The sequence below is a fragment of the Rhizobium sp. 05N49 genome, from assembly GCF_056396805.1.
The window spans coordinates 46,954-63,344 of sequence record NZ_JBFTME010000007.1 but is presented as its reverse complement, the minus strand read 5'-3'; the positions used below and the strand labels follow the sequence as shown (position 1 = coordinate 63,344).

General features: G+C 60.3%; 20 protein-coding genes. 13 read left to right on the top strand and 7 right to left on the bottom strand.

Features of this window, described 5'->3' with window-relative positions; translation table 11 throughout:
- Positions 1-17: 17 nt before the first annotated feature.
- Positions 18-1,385 carry an MATE family efflux transporter gene (locus AC1DF8_RS15715; protein ID WP_478154123.1) on the bottom strand — a complete coding sequence of 456 codons (1,368 nt, stop codon included), beginning with the start codon at positions 1,383-1,385 and terminating at the stop codon, positions 18-20.
- A gap of 37 nt (positions 1,386-1,422) precedes the next feature.
- Positions 1,423-1,863 (bottom strand): glyoxalase superfamily protein, encoded by a 441-nt coding sequence (locus AC1DF8_RS15710; protein WP_112967931.1) that lies wholly within the window; start codon positions 1,861-1,863, stop codon positions 1,423-1,425.
- A gap of 368 nt (positions 1,864-2,231) precedes the next feature.
- On the opposite strand from AC1DF8_RS15710, the gene AC1DF8_RS15705 reads away from it, so the two are divergent.
- On the top strand, positions 2,232-2,570 hold the full coding sequence (locus tag AC1DF8_RS15705) for a hypothetical protein (RefSeq protein WP_112544807.1): 339 nt from the start codon (positions 2,232-2,234) through the stop codon (positions 2,568-2,570).
- A 70-nt stretch (positions 2,571-2,640) separates the two neighbouring features.
- On the opposite strand, the gene AC1DF8_RS15700 is transcribed toward AC1DF8_RS15705, so the two are convergent.
- Positions 2,641-3,087, bottom strand: a complete 447-nt coding sequence (locus AC1DF8_RS15700; RefSeq protein WP_112544766.1) for a baeRF12 domain-containing protein — start codon at positions 3,085-3,087, stop codon at positions 2,641-2,643.
- A gap of 155 nt (positions 3,088-3,242) precedes the next feature.
- Here AC1DF8_RS15700 and AC1DF8_RS15695 point away from each other — a divergent pair, with 155 nt between their 5' ends.
- From AC1DF8_RS15695 to AC1DF8_RS15685, 3 genes are all read left to right on the top strand, one after another.
- Positions 3,243-3,644, top strand: a complete 402-nt coding sequence (locus AC1DF8_RS15695; RefSeq protein WP_478154122.1) for a DUF2177 family protein — start codon at positions 3,243-3,245, stop codon at positions 3,642-3,644.
- A 182-nt stretch (positions 3,645-3,826) separates the two neighbouring features.
- On the top strand, positions 3,827-4,225 hold the full coding sequence (locus AC1DF8_RS15690; protein WP_112544768.1) for a PilZ domain-containing protein: 399 nt from the start codon (positions 3,827-3,829) through the stop codon (positions 4,223-4,225).
- Between the two features lie 94 nt (positions 4,226-4,319).
- On the top strand, positions 4,320-5,432 hold the full coding sequence (locus AC1DF8_RS15685) for a pyridoxal phosphate-dependent aminotransferase (RefSeq protein ID WP_478154121.1): 1,113 nt from the start codon (positions 4,320-4,322) through the stop codon (positions 5,430-5,432).
- A 180-nt stretch (positions 5,433-5,612) separates the two neighbouring features.
- Here AC1DF8_RS15685 and AC1DF8_RS15680 read toward each other — a convergent pair whose 3' ends face one another.
- Positions 5,613-5,882: a sel1 repeat family protein gene (locus AC1DF8_RS15680; RefSeq protein WP_112544770.1), complete on the bottom strand. Its 270-nt coding sequence runs from the start codon at positions 5,880-5,882 to the stop codon at positions 5,613-5,615.
- A gap of 431 nt (positions 5,883-6,313) precedes the next feature.
- Between AC1DF8_RS15680 and AC1DF8_RS15675 the strand changes: the two genes are divergently transcribed.
- The 3 genes from AC1DF8_RS15675 (at position 6,314) to amn (ending at position 8,537) form a co-directional block, all read left to right on the top strand.
- Positions 6,314-6,652 (top strand): DUF2147 domain-containing protein, encoded by a 339-nt coding sequence (locus AC1DF8_RS15675; RefSeq protein ID WP_478154120.1) that lies wholly within the window; start codon positions 6,314-6,316, stop codon positions 6,650-6,652.
- Between the two features lie 127 nt (positions 6,653-6,779).
- On the top strand, positions 6,780-6,962 hold the full coding sequence (locus tag AC1DF8_RS15670; protein ID WP_183851097.1) for a hypothetical protein: 183 nt from the start codon (positions 6,780-6,782) through the stop codon (positions 6,960-6,962).
- Between the two features lie 72 nt (positions 6,963-7,034).
- Positions 7,035-8,537 (top strand): AMP nucleosidase, encoded by a 1,503-nt coding sequence (gene amn / locus AC1DF8_RS15665; RefSeq protein ID WP_112967926.1) that lies wholly within the window; start codon positions 7,035-7,037, stop codon positions 8,535-8,537.
- Between the two features lie 45 nt (positions 8,538-8,582).
- Here amn and AC1DF8_RS15660 read toward each other — a convergent pair whose 3' ends face one another.
- Positions 8,583-8,750, bottom strand: a complete 168-nt coding sequence (locus tag AC1DF8_RS15660) for a hypothetical protein (protein ID WP_183851099.1) — start codon at positions 8,748-8,750, stop codon at positions 8,583-8,585.
- 259 nt (positions 8,751-9,009) lie between these two features.
- Here AC1DF8_RS15660 and AC1DF8_RS15655 point away from each other — a divergent pair, with 259 nt between their 5' ends.
- The 4 genes from AC1DF8_RS15655 to AC1DF8_RS15640 are packed head-to-tail and all read left to right on the top strand — an operon-like array spanning position 9,010 to position 11,349.
- A complete protein-coding gene (locus tag AC1DF8_RS15655) occupies positions 9,010-9,360 on the top strand; it encodes a YciI family protein (protein ID WP_112544774.1) in 351 nt (116 codons plus the stop codon).
- Between the two features lie 12 nt (positions 9,361-9,372).
- Entirely contained in the window at positions 9,373-9,732 is a 360-nt protein-coding gene (locus tag AC1DF8_RS15650; protein ID WP_112967924.1) for a YciI family protein, read from the top strand.
- A 2-nt stretch (positions 9,733-9,734) separates the two neighbouring features.
- Complete coding sequence (locus AC1DF8_RS15645) at positions 9,735-10,094, top strand: YciI family protein (RefSeq protein WP_478154119.1); 360 nt, start codon at positions 9,735-9,737, stop codon at positions 10,092-10,094.
- 19 nt (positions 10,095-10,113) lie between these two features.
- The gene (locus tag AC1DF8_RS15640; protein WP_478154236.1) at positions 10,114-11,349 is read left to right on the top strand and encodes an RNA polymerase sigma factor; all 1,236 of its coding nucleotides are present in this window, start codon (positions 10,114-10,116) and stop codon (positions 11,347-11,349) included.
- On the opposite strand, the gene AC1DF8_RS15635 is transcribed toward AC1DF8_RS15640, so the two are convergent.
- The gene (locus AC1DF8_RS15635) at positions 11,339-12,307 is read right to left on the bottom strand and encodes a lysylphosphatidylglycerol synthase domain-containing protein (RefSeq protein ID WP_112544777.1); all 969 of its coding nucleotides are present in this window, start codon (positions 12,305-12,307) and stop codon (positions 11,339-11,341) included. The genes AC1DF8_RS15640 and AC1DF8_RS15635 overlap by 11 nt on opposite strands.
- Before the next feature lie 81 nt (positions 12,308-12,388).
- Here AC1DF8_RS15635 and AC1DF8_RS15630 point away from each other — a divergent pair, with 81 nt between their 5' ends.
- Both AC1DF8_RS15630 and AC1DF8_RS15625 read left to right on the top strand, forming a co-directional pair.
- Complete coding sequence (locus AC1DF8_RS15630; RefSeq protein WP_112544778.1) at positions 12,389-13,399, top strand: glycosyltransferase family 2 protein; 1,011 nt, start codon at positions 12,389-12,391, stop codon at positions 13,397-13,399.
- Between the two features lies 1 nt (position 13,400).
- Positions 13,401-14,891, top strand: coding sequence for an ArnT family glycosyltransferase (locus AC1DF8_RS15625; protein WP_478154118.1), 1,491 nt, complete (start codon positions 13,401-13,403; stop codon positions 14,889-14,891).
- Positions 14,892-14,989: 98 nt separating this feature from the next.
- Here AC1DF8_RS15625 and AC1DF8_RS15620 read toward each other — a convergent pair whose 3' ends face one another.
- Positions 14,990-16,357, bottom strand: coding sequence for an aspartate aminotransferase family protein (locus AC1DF8_RS15620; protein WP_478154117.1), 1,368 nt, complete (start codon positions 16,355-16,357; stop codon positions 14,990-14,992).
- Positions 16,358-16,391 lie beyond the last annotated feature (34 nt).

Below are 16,391 nucleotides of genomic sequence, written 5' to 3'. Positions count from 1 at the left end.
TTTTCCATGCTCTGCCCTCAAGCAGGCAGCAAACCGTACCGCCAGCCGAGCCGCCTTGCATTGCGCGAAAGGACGGCAAAGGCCAGCAGGAACATGCAGGCTTCGGCAAAGACCGGCACCATCCAGATACCCATCTCCCCAAAGGCATGCGGCAGCAGGAAAGTCAGCGGCAGGGTGAAGAGATAGGCGCGCGACAGGCCGAAGATCGCCGCACGCTTGGCATCGCCTATCGCCTGGAAATAGCCTGACAGGACGATCATCTGGCCGAACAGGAAATAGGCGCCGACCGTCCAGGGCAGGATGCGTGAGACCTCGGCGATGACGACTGGGTCGGCCACGAAGACATGGCCAAGGCGGCTTGCCAATAGTTCGACCGTTATCTCGACGCCGGCGCAGTAGACGAGAGCTGCGACCAGCGCGATCTGCAGGCTGCGGCCGACGCGCTCGGACAGGCCTGCCCCATAGTTATTGCCGCAGATCGTCTGGAAGGCGATGTTGAGGCCGAGCAGCGGCAGGTAAGCCACAGTCATGACACGGGTGATGATGCCGTAGGCGCCAACAGTCGCGACATAATCGCCCTCGCCCCAGATCGACAGATTGAAGATGACGGCTGCGGAGCAGAGCGAGATGCCGATGAAGCCGAGGCTCATCGGCGCGCCAAGTGCCAGGATCGGCCGCCAGTCCGCAAGCGGAAAGCGGGATGCCGGACGAAGTGCGCGCGCATTGCGCCAGCGATAGATCAGCACGGCAACAAGGCAGATCGCCTGCGCCAGCACCGAGCCCAGCGCCGAGCCGGCCACCCCCCATTGCAGGATCGCCATGAAGAACCAGTTGGCGACGATGTTAAGTGCCGTGGCGGCAAGCATCACCATGGTCATGAATCCGATCCGGCCTTCGCTGCGCAGGGCATCGATATTCAGCGACAGGAAGAAGGCGACGGGTGCGGCACCGACCATGATGCCGATGAAGGCGCGGGCATTTTCGGCAACGGCGAGATCGCCTGCGGCGGCATTGTCGACGATGCGCCAGCCGACGGTCCAGTAGATCGCGTTGATGACAAGCACGACGGCGATTGCCAGCACATGGGCCGCCGCAAAGGTGCGGCGGGCGGCATCGCGATTGCCGGCGCCGAGTTCACGGGCAAGGATGCTCGCCATACCGTTCGAGACGAGCGACTGCAGGGCCACCAGCATCATCAGGCCGGGAAAGACAAGGGTGACGGCGGAAAGCGCACCGGCCCCGACATAAGCGCCAAGGAAATAGGCGTCCACCACGGCAAAGAGGCCGTTGATGGTGGTGATCAGGATGATTGGCAGTGCCGTGCGGGCAAAGACCGAAGGCAGCGAGCCGGTCAGGAATGCATTTGTTTGCGAATTTGAAGTCATGGACGGAATCCGGGTGTTGCGGGCAACGATCAGGCTGTCAGATATCGAGAACGAGATGCGGCAGACCGTTCGAGGTCTTGCGCGGCGAGACGCCATTCTCGTCTATCTGGGCATGGACGCGCTGGCGGAAGGCCGAGAAGCTCTCGAAGGTCACGACGTCGACAGGCTCATCGAAATGGATGGTGATCCTGTAGAAGTCGCTGCCCGGGACAGCCGACAATGCGAGAACCTTGCCGGTGAAAGGCTGGTTCAGGTACCGCCCGCGAATATGCGCGCCGACGAAGATCGGCGACGCAGGCTTGTCATTGGGCTTGGCAGCAAGGGCGGAGAGCGTGTTCCAGTCGCGGACGCCATATTGGCGGGCGATCAGCTCGAGAGCGGCGGCGTGGGTGATCTCGCTGCCGCGTTCGGTCATGGCCTGACGCAGGCGCTTTGCCTGGGCCTTCAGTTCATCAACCGGCGGATAGGCCATAGTCATGGTGGTACGAGTCATGGAGTCAGCCTTTCAAAGGCATGCCATTCGACTGTCAGGGGGGCTCGCATTGCCGTCAGTCAGCATGCACAGGGGCTGTGACCATGATCGCGAGGGCTTCACCATGGATCTTATCCGCGAGCGGCCGGTGCCTCGAACCGGCTTCTCTATGCGCGACGACGGATGCCAAGTCAAGATCGGCACAGGCTTGGCGAAAAAATGGGCAGATTCTGAACAATATTGCCGACGATAAAAGCGTTATGCCGTTAGATTTTGCACAAGCTTTCAATTTTAAAGATATTGTTCAGCAGATGTGAGCAATCCTGCGTTAAAGTCAGATCGTACAACAAGCGGAGGCTGACATGGCCTTTCAGATGCACCTCGACACAGAACATCCGAAGCCCGAACAGGCTTACAGAGAATTCAACCTCGATCGGCCCGGCAACATCATCTTCGTCGGCCATCACCTCAGCACCGGCACGCAAGTGCGCTGCCTGATCCGCACCATCACGCTAGCCGGCGCGCTGCTGGAAGTCAGCCCCAGCCTGGAAATGCCGCAGAATTTCTTCCTTGAAATCCTCGGCATCCACGACGAGATCGGAGCGACCGTGGTCAAGCGCGAAGACGAATTCGTGACCATCAGCTTCAACATGCTGCTGAACCCCGAATTCCTGCATCACGTGCTGCGGTTGAGCTTCGAAACCAGCCTCTGATTCCCTGATCTGGCCGCATAAAAACGCGGGCCGTGTGACCCGCGTTTCAAAGAGCGATGGCTTGTGGCGATCAGGCGGCCAGATGCCGCTCGATCTGGTCGACGGGGAGATTGGTGTAATCCTTCGCCACTTCGGCCGAGATTGCGGCCTGTGCATCGGCACTGAGATTGGGACGCAACGTGCCGAGCGCACGCGGAGGCGCTACCAGAACGATGCGGCTTGCCTCCTTTTCGTGTACGAGCTCGTCGAGCTTCACGGCAACTTCCTTCAGAAAGTCGGCCTCGGCCTGGTCCTGCCAGTTGGTCTCTTCCATGGCGCTGCCGCTGAGCCCATCCGGGGCGTAGGCGCGACCCGGCTTGTCGGTGCCGAGCTCGCGTGTCGGCTGATTGGGCTGCGTAAGAGTTTCACGGACCTGGAGGTTCATCAGTTCGGCATCGCCGGCATTCTGCATTATCAGGGCTTTTGCCCCATCGCACACGACGACCCAGGATTCCCAGGGAACTTTGACATCAGTCATTTCAGTTTCCTCACTTCATTATTGAAAGCAGCACATCGCAAAGAGAAAACGCCCGGCAAATGAAAGAGTTCGGGAAAAATCCGCGCAAAGAGAATCAACGGCGATCCGCAAGGCGGGCCATGGCGTAGAACGGGCAAAGCGGGAGATGAAAGACGATGAAAACTGCGTTTATTGCCTATGCCGGCTGCCTTCTCACCCTTGCCGTTGTTGACGCCTTATGGCTCGGCATCGTCGCCCGCACCTTCTATCGCGACCAGTTGGGCGAGCTGATGCTTCCCGCGCCGAACCTCGGTATCGCGGCGCTTTTCTATCTGTTCTTCACGGCCGCGATCGTCGTGCTTGCGGTTTTGCCGGGGCTTTCCGGCGGCTCGATCGGCACAACGCTTCTCTATGGTGCCATTTTGGGACTGGCGGCTTACGGCACCTATGACATCACGAATTTGTCGACACTAAAGAACTGGCCGCTCGCGATGAGCCTTGTGGACATGGCCTGGGGAACCTTTCTGACGGCACTTAGCGCTGCTGGGGGCTATTGCGCGGCAAGATTGCTGGCCTGAGCGACGACAAGTTTATTCCCAAGAGGGCACAATAGATGTGCCGCTAACGCACAAATTTGAAACTCGTTAAAATTGTAGTTTCATATTTGACGAATGTGAAAAACATTCGTGTGAGCCTCTCTGTCGAACAGCCTGAAATTCGAACTGCCCCACATCTTGAACTGCCTGACGGAGAATGCGAAATGGAAATGCTCCGCGCAACGCACCTCGCCACGGTGAAGTCGGCTGTCTACGATATTCGCTGGGAGGAGTTCAACGTCAAACGACCGGCCCGTATCGTGGCCGTTCGCCCCTGCCTTACCGGGATTTCGATGCGCAGCGCCGAAATTCTCGACATTTCCCAGGGTGGCGCGACCTTTGTCGTGTCGACGACGGCCGGTCTGCCCAAACATTATTATCTGAATATTCTTGGGCTCGCCTATCGCATCGGCTGTGCCGAGGTCTACCGCCATCACGAGCGCATCGGCGTTCGCTTCATCAACCTCATGGAGCCGGAGGTTCTACGCAAGGTAGTGCGCGCAGACTTCATGATCGGCAATATGGAAGCGATCAACGCACGCCGCAACAGCCCCCGCGTCTAGGCCGCAGCGGGCGTGAAATAATCTTGCTTGCCATGGCAAAGCGAGAGCCTATTCTTGCGCGGCTTTTTCAATAATCCCGGGAAATTGCCCTCGCATGTCTGCCTTCTCGCGCTTCACGCCGCTCGCCAGCGCCCTGCCCTCCACCGTCCCTTTCGTCGGCCCAGAGGCCATCGAGCGTCAGCGCGGTCTGAAGGTCGAAGCGCGCATCGGCGCCAATGAAAACGGCTTCGGCCCGGCTCCCTCGGTTATTGCCGCCATGCGCGAGCAGGCCGGCGACATCTGGAAGTACAACGATCCGGAAAATTACGCGCTGCGCGAGGCGCTTGCCACCCATCTAGGCGTGACACCGGCCAATATCGCAATCGGCGGCGGCATTGACGAACTGCTCGGGCAGATCGTGCGGCTGGTGATCGAGCCCGGCGGCACCGTCGTGACCTCCTTCGGAGCCTATCCGACCTTCAATTTCCATGTGAACGGCTTCGGCGGCCGACTGGTCACTGTTCCTTATGCCGGCGACCGTGAAGATCTCGACGCGTTGCTCGATGCGGTCAAGCGCGAGAACGCACCGCTTGTCTATTTCGCCAACCCTGACAATCCGATGGGAAGCTGGTGGAACGCCCAAGAGATCGTCGCCTTCGCGCGCGCCCTGCCGGAAACCTGTCTGATGATCCTCGACGAAGCCTATAGCGAGACCGGCCCGGCCTCTGCCTTGCCGTCGATCGGGTCGCTCATCGATCTGCCGAACATCGTGCGCACCCGCACCTTCTCCAAGGCCTACGGTCTTGCCGGCGCCCGCGTCGGCTACGCGATCTCGACGCCCGGCACGGCGCTGGCCTTCGACAAGATCCGCAATCATTTCGGCATGAACCGGCTTGCGACGGTCGCTGCGCTCGCAGCCCTCAAGGATCAGGCCTACCTTTCGGAGGTGATCGGGAAGATCCACGCCGCGCGCGACAGGATCGCCGGTATTGCCAGGGCAAACGGCCTGCAGCCGCTGGCGTCGGCAACGAATTTCGTGGCAATCGATGCCGGCCGCGATGGCACTCATGCTCGGGCGATCGTCGACGGGCTGATGGAACATGGCGTCTTCATCCGCATGCCGGGTGTGGCACCGCTGAACCGCTGCATCCGTGTGAGCGTCGGGCCGGAAGCCGAAATGGCGCGGTTCGGAGAGGCTCTGCCGCAGGTCCTGAAGAAACTCGCCTGATAATGGGAAACCAAAAACGGGTAAACCGCGGCCGGCGGGAGGGCGCCGGTCGCGGTTTCCTTCTCCCGGCGTCGGCCCCGTCCAAAGCGCCCCGCCAGCTCCCCTCTTTTGAGGTTGTTATTTCGAATTGTCTTGTTGGAGACGGTCCTTGGAGCGCGTCGCGCCAAGCGACGACAGTCTTTAGTGGATCGTCATCCATTCGCGTGCGGCGCGGAGCGCTTCGGCAAGCTGCATCTTGCTCATCGCAGCGGCCACATCGGCACGCAGCTCGGCGGCGCGGTCGTTGCCCTTGATTGCGGCGATGTTCAGCCACTTGTGAGCGGAGACGAGATCGATCTCGCAGCCACGGCCGGTCGCATACATCAGACCCATTTCGCAGAAGACATCGGCGCTGTTGCTTTCGCCACCCATGGTGGCCATTTCAGCATTGTGCATTTCAAAGCGTGCCATCGGTTCTATCCCTGTTTAGCCTGTTAAGACGTACCCTGTTTTACCTTTGGGCCTTGCCATCTTCTGCGGCTTCCGGCCTCTCCGGTCCGGCGGGTTTGCCCCGCTCGTTTGATGGGTTCACTATGCCAAACGGCTTTCAAAAAACGCCTAAAATGCATGATTAATTTGACGCAAACAAAGTGCAAATGCTTGGTAAACTTGGGTTTTTGTTAAACATCGGAATCCCTGCGAATTAAGGATTTTCCAGCGCCTTTTACGAAAAATTCAGATTTGGAAATTGAGGATTTGTTCACTATGAAATCAGCATCGCTCTGGCCATCAGCAGAAAAAACCTCGCGCGGAGGCCGGATTTTTGGCCCGTCCCGCATCATATTTACCTTTACGTTCGCGTCAGTTATTTTCCCGGCATTTCATATCTCAAGGAGGAAGAGATGATCCGTACCCTCGTTCTTGYCGGCGCACTGGCACTCGCGGCAGGCCTTGCCCAGGCAGATGAACCGATCGTCGGCAACTGGAAGACCCGCGCCGGCGATACGGCAGTGATTGCGCCCTGCGGCGGGGCATACTGCATCACGCTGAAGACGGGCAAATATGCCGGCAAGAAGATCGGCAGACTGTCCGGTGCCGGCGGCAGCTATAGCGGTGAGATCACCGATCCTGCCGACGACAAGACCTACAGCGGCTCGGGCACGATCTCCGGCGGCTCGCTCAAGATGCAGGGCTGCATGATGCAGGTCTTCTGCAAAACGCAGACCTGGACCCGTCTCTGAAACGCTCGGCCTCTGAGAACCTTAGCCGGCCTCAGAAACTGAACGCAAAATGAACCACCGTCTCAGCACCCGTTCAGCCACATCATGGCAAAACAGCACCATGAAGGGCGCATATCGGGGTAAGGACGTGGACGTGTTCATTCTAGCGAGACGCTTTACAATCATAACGCTGTTTGCGGCGATCTTCGCGATTTCGTTTTCGGCAGTCGTGGTGCGCAACGGCGGTGGCGGAGGCGCACAGCAATCGCATTTCGGCGCGAACTATACATGCCTGGCAAGCAGCGGCGGTTACTGCACCGTCATCCGTTGAGACCCGGGAAAAATCTGGGTCTCAGCCTTTGAGCGTCGTTTGCTTGTTAAAAACGACTCTCTATAATGCCTCATGAGCAAACGAATCTATCCCCTGTCCGCGTTCGACATTTCGTCGCCTCCCCCTTTCGAGCCGCAAACCTTCGATGATCCGGCAAAAGCCGTCGAGGCGCTGACGGCACTTTACGAGCGCAACACCTCCTTCCTGATCGACAGCTTCACGAGGCTCGCGCAGGGCGCACCGGTCACCTCCCGGTACCGGGCCTTTTACCCGCAGGTCAGCATCGAGACGACGAGCTTCGGCCATGTCGACTCCCGTCTCTCCTACGGCCACGTGACGGCACCCGGCGTCTATACGACGACGGTCACCCGGCCAAAGCTCTTCAAGCACTATCTGAAGGAGCAGCTTTCGCTGCTGGTGAAGAGCCATAACGTGCCTGTCGTCGTTTCCGAATCCTCGACGCCGATCCCGCTGCACTTCGCTTTCGGCGAAGGCGCGCATGTGGAAGCGTCGGCAGCGGCTTTTGTCGATATTCCACTGCGCGATCTCTTCGATACGCCCGACCTCAACACGACCGACGACGAAATTGCCAACGGCGAGTATCTGCCGCCTCCGGGCGAGCCCTCGCCGCTGGCACCCTTTACCGCACAGCGCATCGACTATTCGCTGGCCCGCCTGTCGCACTATACGGCAACGGGTGCCGAGCACTTCCAGAACTTCGTGCTGTTTACGAACTACCAGTTCTATATCGACGAATTCTGCTCCTGGGCACGCAAGCTGATGGCAGAAGGCGGCGATGGCTATACGGCCTTCGTTGAGCCCGGCAATATCGTCACGCTTGCAGGATCGAGCGTTCCGGAAACGGATGCCGTGCTTTCCCGCTTGCCGCAGATGCCGGCCTATCACCTCAAGAAGAAGGGCCATGCCGGGATCACCATGATCAATATCGGCGTCGGTCCGTCCAACGCCAAGACGATCACCGACCATGTGGCCGTGCTGCGCCCGCACGCCTGGCTGATGCTCGGCCATTGCGCCGGCCTGCGCAACAGCCAGCGCCTCGGCGACTACGTGCTGGCGCATGCGTACATGCGCGAAGATCATGTGCTCGACGACGACCTGCCGGTCTGGGTGCCGATCCCGGCACTTGCCGAAGTGCAGGTGGCGCTCGAGGCTGCCGTTGCCGAGATCACCGGTTACGAGGGCTTTGAGCTGAAACGCATCATGCGCACTGGCACAGTCGGCACGATCGACAACAGAAACTGGGAACTGCGCGACCAGGCAGGCCCGGTGAAACGACTGTCACAGGCTCGTGCCATCGCGCTCGACATGGAATCGGCTACGATTGCCGCCAACGGCTTCCGGTTCCGCGTTCCCTATGGGACGCTGCTCTGCGTTTCCGACAAGCCGCTGCATGGCGAGCTCAAGCTGCCGGGCATGGCGACCGCTTTTTACCGCACGCAGGTGAACCAGCATCTGCAGATCGGCATACGGGCAATCCAGAAGCTTGCCGCCATGCCGCCGGAAGCCCTGCATTCGCGCAAGCTGCGCAGCTTCTTCGAAACGGCGTTTCAGTAAGTTATCAGCTGTGGTCCGACCTTATCGGTCGGGCCACAGCTGTTCTCAGGCGCTTGCGGCAAGCTGCAGCGCTTCGATCAGGCCGGCAAATGCCGCCAGCGCAATCCCGGTCCTGACCAGCATCTTCATCACCTCGGCATTCTCAAGCGGCGGCATCTTGCGCACGCCGCGTGTGACGATCAGATGTGCTATTCCGAATTCAAGCATGCTCATTGCTCCATCTCCTCGATGTTGTCAGATGAAGCTTTGTCGAGCGCTGCCTTGGCCCTTCGACATTCAGGCCGCTTGAAAGATATTTTTCTTCCCTGTCGAAAAGTACCTAGGCTGTTCGTCTCTAAGCATCGGCCCGAAAATCGCGATAGATTTTCGGAGAGCCCGATGCATAGATTCAAAGATTTAGAGCGTCCTTTGTGCGTCCGAATGGACGCACGGCGCTCCAAGGGCTGTGAAAGTACAGCGTGGAGGATAAGCAATGAAATATCTTTGCCAGGTCTGGTTCGACGGCACGGTGCTGTCGGCCATGTCGCAGGAAGAGAAGAACAAGCTTGGCCGGGATTCGCTCGCCTATGACCGCGACCTAGCCGACAGCGGCCACATGATCGTCGCGCAGGCGCTGCAGTCGCCGCAGTCGGCCGTCACAGTCAGGGTGCGCGGCGGCGAGATGTCGGTCACCGACGGCCCCTTTATCGAGACGAAGGAAGCGCTCGGGGGCTTCATCCTGATCGAAGCCAAGGACCTCAACGACGCGATCCGTGTTGCAGCCGGCATTCCGCTGGCAAAACTCGGCGCGATCGAGGTTCGCCCCATCCACGAATTCGGCTGAGGAGGTCATGCCATGAAATATCTGGGTCAAGTCTGGTTCGATACTGAAAAGAGCAGCCAGGTCAGTCAGGAGGAATGGGCAGCAGTCACGCAGGAATGCATCATCAGCGACGATCACTGGCGCGAGAGCGGCCATATGTTGAGCGCGCTGGCGCTCTATGAGCCGGAGCAGGCCGTAACGCTCAGGGTTCGCAACGGCACCGTGGCCGCAACGGATGGTCCATTCGCGGAAATCAAGGAACATCTCGGCGGCTTCGTGGTGATCGAGGCTGGGGATATGGAGGAAGCCAAGGCGATCATTGCCACCTTCCCGATCCTCAAATATGCGTCGATCGAGATCAGGCCTGCCTATTCGATCAAGGATGGGAGATAGCGATGCGCTTCGTCTGCCTCATCTATAATCCTGCCGATATGGATGGCACGCTCAGCAAGGCCGAGGGCGACGAGCTCGTGAGGGACCATTTCCAGTATGACGAGGAGCTCGAGCGCAAGGGCATCATGATCCATTCCGATGCATTGGAAGGTCCCGAGAGCGCCTCGGTCCTGAGCGTGCGCCACGGCATTCTGTCTTCGACCGACGGTCCCTATGTCGAGACCAAGGAACATCTGGCCGGCATCTACATCATCGAGGCGGGCGATCTCGAAGAGGCGCGCAAGGTCGTTGCGGGCATTCCTAGCGCCCGGGTCGGGTCGATCGAATTGCGTCCGGTGAGGCTTCTCACCCTGCCGCAGTGAGGGCCGGCCCTTGAAACAGGTGATTGGAGAACGGGTGATCGAGGATATCTACCGGCAGCATTCGCGCCGGGTTCTGGCGACGCTGATCCGCCTGCTCGGCGATTTCGACCGGGCGGAAGAGGCGTTGCACGACGCCTTTGCAGCAGCCGCGCGGACGTGGCCGATCGACGGCATGCCCAACAATCCAGTCGCCTGGCTGGTCTCGACAGGGCGCTTCAAGGCGATCGATCACCTCCGGCGGCGGGCCCGCTTCAACGCCTCGCTGCAGCACATCGAGGACGGCCTCTATCCTGGTGGCACAGAAACGGAGATTGGCGACATGGAACCGATCGAGGACGACATGCTGCGGCTGATCTTCATCTGCTGCCATCCGGCGCTTGCCGCCGATGCACAGACCGCGATGGCGCTGCGCGAGGTCTGCGGATTGACGACGGAAGAAATTGCGCACGCCTTCCTCGTGCCGGCGCCGACCGTCGCGCAGCGTATCGTGCGCGCCAAGAACCGGATCAGGACGGAGAAAATTCCCTATGAAGTGCCCGTGGGGGCCGAGCTGCCTGAAAGGCTCGACCGGGTGCTGCACGTCATCTACCTCGTTTTCAACGAGGGCTATTCGGCATCCTCGGGCAACACGATCGTCCGCGCGGATCTGACGGCCGAGGCGATCCGGCTGGCACGGTTGCTGGCGACACTGCTGCCGCATCCGGATGTCTCCGGCCTGCTGTCGCTGCTGCTCCTGCAGGAGTCGCGTCGTGCTGCCCGGCAGGATGGCGACGGCGCGCTGGTGCTGCTTGCCGATCAGGATCGGTCACGATGGGACCGGACCAAGATTGCCGAAGGGCTTTCGCTGCTTTCGATCGCCATGCGCACACCCGAAGTTGGGATCTACACGGTTCAGGCGGCGATCGCGGCGGAACATGCGAAGACCGGCAACACCGAAGAGACGGACTGGCGGCGCATCGCCTCCTACTACGACCTGCTGCTTGCCGCCCATCCGTCGGCTGTTGCCGAACTCAACCGCGCGGTGGCAGTCGCCATGGCCGACGGACCCGAAACAGGCCTCGCACTTGTCGATGCCATTCTCGGCAAGGGGGAACTTTCGACCTATCACCTCGCCCACTCGGCGCGCGCGGATTTCCTGCGCCGGCTCGGACGCCGGGCCGAGGCGATTGAAGCTTACGAGACGGCGCTGACATTCTGCCGGCAGGAACCGGAACAGGTCTTTCTGCGAAAGCGCATTGCGGAGCTTAGGATCTAGCCTTGCGGCGGCGGCCGAGCGGGAGCGAGATGGCGGTGCCGGTCAGGGCCGAAACGATGATGAGCAGATGCGCGCTGACGCTCGCCTGCGCCAGCGCATCCAGTGCTGAGCGTTCGCTCGATGCACCGAAGGCGACCGCACCGGCAGTGATGCCGGCCGGATAAGTGCCGACACCGCCCGGGGCATGCACCGGCAATACCGAGGAAAGCTCGCCACCCAGCGCGCCGCCGAAGCTTGCGGCCATCGGCAACACGCCCATCAGGCCGAGCGCCCAGGCGAGCACCAGCACCTTCACCAGCCAATTGACGATGGTCATCGCCCAGGCGCGGCCGAAGGCCACGGCATCGAAAGGCAGTCCATTCTCGATTTCATGGAGCAGTGCCTGCGCCTTGCGCGGCAGGAGCTTTGCACCGAGACGCAGCAGCGGCTTGCGGGCAGCGAAGGCAAAGACCGGCAGGAACAGAAATATGACCCAGACGAGCCAGGCAAGCGCGGCATTGGAGGCGGCCACAGCAAAACCGAGGCCGGCGGCAGCGAGCAGCGCATGCAGGTCCAGAAGCCGCATGACCAGCAGGGCGGAGGTGCCGCGGGTCAGCGGAATGCCGAATTCCGTGCGCATCAGCACCGGAAAACTCGTCTCGCCGGCGCGGAAGGGCAGCATGATGTTCAGGAGGTTATGGATCTGCGTGACGCGGAAGAGTGCCACGAAACGGCCTGCCGTCTCCCGTGGAAAATAATCGTAGATGCGCCATGTACGCAGGAAATAGGTGCTGGTCAGCAGTATCAGTGCGCCGATAACCGGACGTGCTCCGACGGCGGCCCATTGTTCCAATATGACCGACCAGCCCCAGAACCATTCGATGAAAAGTGCATAGGCTGCGACGATTGCGACCGTCAGCAGGCTCATGCGATTGCGCAGAAACCAGGATTGCCCGCTTTCAACACTCGGGGTCTTCATGTATCAGGCTTCCTAAGTTTGGCTGCGGCGGCTGGTATTCCATTGGTCCTTCATTGCCGCGCCTTTTAGGAGAAATGAAACTTGCAGACAACGGTAGAGTCCATTCGCGGTGCGAATGATCAGATGCAACCGCTCGAATTGTCGCTGGTCGTCCCTGTTTTCAACGAGGAAGAAAGCATCGGCCCGCTCATCGAGCGCATCGTCGCGGCCATGGCCGACTATCCGCATCGCTGGGAACTGATCCTTGTCGACGACGGCAGCACGGACGCAACACTCGTCAACGCCCGTAAATTCGTCAACCGCGACGGGCTGACGCTGCGCATCGTCGAACTGCAGCGCAATTTCGGCCAGACCGCCGCCATGCAGGCTGGTATCGACACGGCCCAGGGCCGGCTGATCGCCACCATGGACGGCGACCTGCAAAACGACCCGAAGGATATTCCTTCGATGGTCTCGGAGCTGGAACGGCGCGAACTAGACCTGCTCGTCGGCTGGCGCAAGAACCGCCAGGACGGACTGCTGCTGCGCAAGATCCCCTCCTGGTGCGCGAATTACCTGATCGGCCGCATCACCGGCGTGAAGCTGCATGACTATGGCTGCAGCCTGAAGATCTACCGCGCCTCGATCATCAAGCAGGTGAAGCTTATGGGCGAGATGCACCGCTTCATCCCGGCCTGGGTTGCCGGCGTCGTGCCGAGCTCGCGCATCGGCGAAATGGCCGTCACCCATCACGCACGCCAGCATGGCACCTCGAAATACGGCATCTCGCGCACCTTCCGCGTGATCCTCGACTTGCTGTCCGTCATGTTCTTCATGCGCTACAAGGCCCGCCCGGGCCATTTCTTCGGCTCGCTCGGCCTCGGCCTCGGCGGCCTTGCAGCGCTGATCCTCCTCTATCTCGGCGTCGACAAGTTCATCATGGGCAATGATATCGGCACAAGACCGATGCTGATGGTCGGCGTCGTGCTGCTGCTGTCGTCGGTGCAGATGATCACGACCGGCATCCTGGCGGAGATGATCGCCCGAACCTATTACCGCGACGACGCCTCGCCGAATTATATCGTACGCCAGATCTTCTCTCGAGAAAGCTGACGTGGAAGGCCTTTTCAGCCGCCGGCCACATCTGATCCTGGCGGTGCTCGGAACCTATTTTCTGCTCCACCTGATCGTGCGGCTCAGCATCCCCAATGCGCTGGAGCTGGACGAGGCGGAGCAGATGCTGCTCTCGCAGTGGTTCGCCTTCGGCTATAATTCGCAGCCGCCCTTCTACAACTGGGTGCAGTATGGCGTGACATCGCTGATCGGCGTGTCGCTGTTTTCGCTGTCATTCCTCAAATGCACCATGCTGTTCCTGTCCTACGTCTTCTATTGGCTGGCGGCGCGTCTGACGTTGAGGAACAGCAGCCTGGTGGTGATGGCAACGCTTGGCTTGCTCACCGTGCCGCAGATCGTCTTCGAGGCACAGCGGGACCTGACGCATTCGGTCGCGACGATCTTTGCCGGATCGCTGTTCCTCTACGGCTTTTTCCGCACGCTGAAGGCGCCTTCGGCGATCTCCTACACCATTGTCGGCATTGCGACCGGCATCGGGATGATATCGAAGTATAATTTCGCGCTCCTCCCGGCCGCCGCTCTGATCGCTGCCCTCATCGACACCGATTTTCGCAAGCGGATTTTAGACTGGCGGCTGGCGCTGACGATCGTCGTGTCGATCACTATCGTTTTGCCACACGCACTCTGGTTCCTGCAGCACTTCGACGTTGCCGTCGACCGCACGCTGCACAAGATGACCGGTGACGGGGAAAGCTTTCTGGCGCAGGTATCGACCGGCGTTTTCCGCTTCATCTCTGCAATGATCGGCATAGCCGGCGTATCGGTCGCCATCTTTCTGGCGCTCTTTGCCAAATCGTTGCCGGCCATGTGGCGCGCTTCCAGCCGCTGGACAAGAATTGCCGGTCGCATCCTGCTGATCGAGATCGGCGCCATTGCACTGATGATCCTGCTCGCCGGGGTCGACAACGTCGCCGATCGGTGGCTGACGCCACTCTTTCTTATCCTGCCGCTTTATATCTGCATGAAGGCAGACAGTGCCGAAGTCGATGCAAGCGTGCCCTTGCGAGCATCGCTTGCTGTCGGCGGTGTCATCATGGTTGCGGTGCTGGCCGTGCTTGCCATGCGAGCCTATTGGGGTCCGCTTTTCGGCAAATATCAGCGGCTGAACATTCCCTATTCCGGCTTTGCCGAGATTATCCGCAAGGACATCGGCGGCGAACCGGGGCTGATCGTCGGCTACGATCCGCATCTTGACGGCAACATGCGGCTGCTGATGCCCGACACACCGGTGCAGACCTATTTCTATCCGGACTTCAAGCCGACGTTTCGACTGGATGCAAAACATCCCGTCGTTTTCGTCTGGCGCGATGACAAGGGCGGACCGCCGCCCGCCTGGCCGAACGACTATTTCGGGGATCTGCTGGCGCAGAACGGTCTAAAACAGCCGGAGACGCATGTCGTCACCTTGCCCTATATCTACGGCCGGCCGGGCGACACCTATCAATTCGCTTACGCGGTCGCCTATCCCTAGAGTATTTCCGTCTTTCTTCTACTCGCGGAAACACTCTGTCTCCTTGTTTTCACGCAATTGCGGACGCAAGACCGCTATGCACTCTTGCCGGAATTGCTTTAAGCGCGCAGTTCCTTCCAGGCCGCATCGAGCGCCAGTTTGGCGATCCGCGCCATCTCGTCGACCTCCTCATGGCTGATGACGAGCGGTGGCGAGGCCAGCATGCGGTCGCCGGTGGCGCGCAGCACGAGGCCGTTTGCCAGCGCGTGATTGCGCACCAGCGCGCCGATCGGATCGGGCTTTTCGAAACGGCTGCGGGTCTTCTTGTCGGCGGCAAGCTGCAAGCCGCCCATCAGGCCGACACTTTGCGCCTCACCGACGAAATCATGCTCGGCAAGGGCGCCCCACTTCTTTGCGAAATAGGGGCCGATGTCGTCGCGCACGCGCTCGACGAGCTTCTCCTCCTCGATGATGCGCAGGTTTTCGAGCGCTGCGGCGGCGCAGACCGGGTGGCCGGAATAGGTAAAGCCGTGATTGAAATCGCCGACGTCGTTGATCAGCACTTCGGCGATGCGATCGCTGACGAGCACACCGCCGATCGGCAGGTAACCCGAGGAAAGCCCCTTGGCAATCGGCGCGAAATCCGGCTCGACGCCGAAATATTGATGGCCGAACCATTCGCCCAGCCGCCCGAAACCACAGATGACCTCGTCGCTCACAAGCAGGATATTGCGTGCCTTGCAGATGCGGTCGATCTCCGGCCAGTAGGTCTCCGGCGGGACGATGACGCCGGCCGCACCCTGGATCGGCTCGGCGACGAAGGCGGCGACGTTCTCCTCGCCGAGCTCATCGATCTTGGCTTCGAGCTCGCGGGCGACCTTCAGCCCGAATTCGGCGGGCGAGAGATCTTCGCCCTCCCCGTACCAGTAGGGCTGGCCGATATGGACAATGCCCGGGATCGGCAGATCGCCCTGCTCGTGCATGTATTTCATGCCGCCGAGGCTGGCGCCCGCAACCGTCGAGCCGTGATAGCCGTTGCGGCGTGCAATGACCGTCTTCTTCGAGGGCCTGCCGACGGCTGCCCAATAGACACGGGCCATGCGAAACCAGGTGTCGTTCGCCTCCGAGCCTGAACCGGTGAAGAAGATGTGGTTGAAGCGTGGGCCGGCCTTGGACGTCACCTTCTCCGCCAGCAGGGTCGTCGGCGGCGAGGTCGTGCCGAAGAAGGTGTTGTAATAGGGAAGTTCGTTCATCTGACGCGCGACGGCGTCGGCGATTTCCTTGCGGCCGTAGCCGATGTTGACGCACCAGAGACCGGCGAAGCCATCGAGGTACTTTTTGCCGTGACTGTCGAAAATATGCACACCCTCGCCGCGCTGGATGATGCGCGTGCCATCGGCGTTCAGCTTCTTCATGTCGGAGAAGGGATGCAGATGGTGTGCGGCATCGATCGCGGCAAGGTTTGACAGTGGGTAAGTATCGGACATGATTAGACCTTCGGATTGAAAGGCTTTGACTGAT

What these genes read in the sequence shown, in the direction of transcription:
- AC1DF8_RS15650 (WP_112967924.1), top strand. Translation starts at nt 9,373, where the DNA reads ATGAAATATCTGGGTCAAGTCTGGTTCGATACTGAAAAGAGCAGCCAG.
- AC1DF8_RS15680 (WP_112544770.1), bottom strand. Translation starts at nt 5,882, where the DNA reads ATGGCACGCTTTGAAATGCACAATGCTGAAATGGCCACCATGGGTGGC.
- AC1DF8_RS15635 (WP_112544777.1), bottom strand. Translation starts at nt 12,307, where the DNA reads ATGAAGACCCCGAGTGTTGAAAGCGGGCAATCCTGGTTTCTGCGCAAT.
- AC1DF8_RS15660 (WP_183851099.1), bottom strand. Translation starts at nt 8,750, where the DNA reads ATGAGCATGCTTGAATTCGGAATAGCACATCTGATCGTCACACGCGGC.
- AC1DF8_RS15710 (WP_112967931.1), bottom strand. Translation starts at nt 1,863, where the DNA reads ATGACTATGGCCTATCCGCCGGTTGATGAACTGAAGGCCCAGGCAAAG.
- AC1DF8_RS15690 (WP_112544768.1), top strand. Translation starts at nt 3,827, where the DNA reads ATGGAAATGCTCCGCGCAACGCACCTCGCCACGGTGAAGTCGGCTGTC.
- AC1DF8_RS15645 (WP_478154119.1), top strand. Translation starts at nt 9,735, where the DNA reads ATGCGCTTCGTCTGCCTCATCTATAATCCTGCCGATATGGATGGCACG.
- AC1DF8_RS15655 (WP_112544774.1), top strand. Translation starts at nt 9,010, where the DNA reads ATGAAATATCTTTGCCAGGTCTGGTTCGACGGCACGGTGCTGTCGGCC.
- AC1DF8_RS15685 (WP_478154121.1), top strand. Translation starts at nt 4,320, where the DNA reads ATGTCTGCCTTCTCGCGCTTCACGCCGCTCGCCAGCGCCCTGCCCTCC.
- AC1DF8_RS15620 (WP_478154117.1), bottom strand. Translation starts at nt 16,357, where the DNA reads ATGTCCGATACTTACCCACTGTCAAACCTTGCCGCGATCGATGCCGCA.
- AC1DF8_RS15695 (WP_478154122.1), top strand. Translation starts at nt 3,243, where the DNA reads ATGAAAACTGCGTTTATTGCCTATGCCGGCTGCCTTCTCACCCTTGCC.
- AC1DF8_RS15715 (WP_478154123.1), bottom strand. Translation starts at nt 1,385, where the DNA reads ATGACTTCAAATTCGCAAACAAATGCATTCCTGACCGGCTCGCTGCCT.
- AC1DF8_RS15700 (WP_112544766.1), bottom strand. Translation starts at nt 3,087, where the DNA reads ATGACTGATGTCAAAGTTCCCTGGGAATCCTGGGTCGTCGTGTGCGAT.
- amn (WP_112967926.1), top strand. Translation starts at nt 7,035, where the DNA reads ATGAGCAAACGAATCTATCCCCTGTCCGCGTTCGACATTTCGTCGCCT.
- AC1DF8_RS15705 (WP_112544807.1), top strand. Translation starts at nt 2,232, where the DNA reads ATGCACCTCGACACAGAACATCCGAAGCCCGAACAGGCTTACAGAGAA.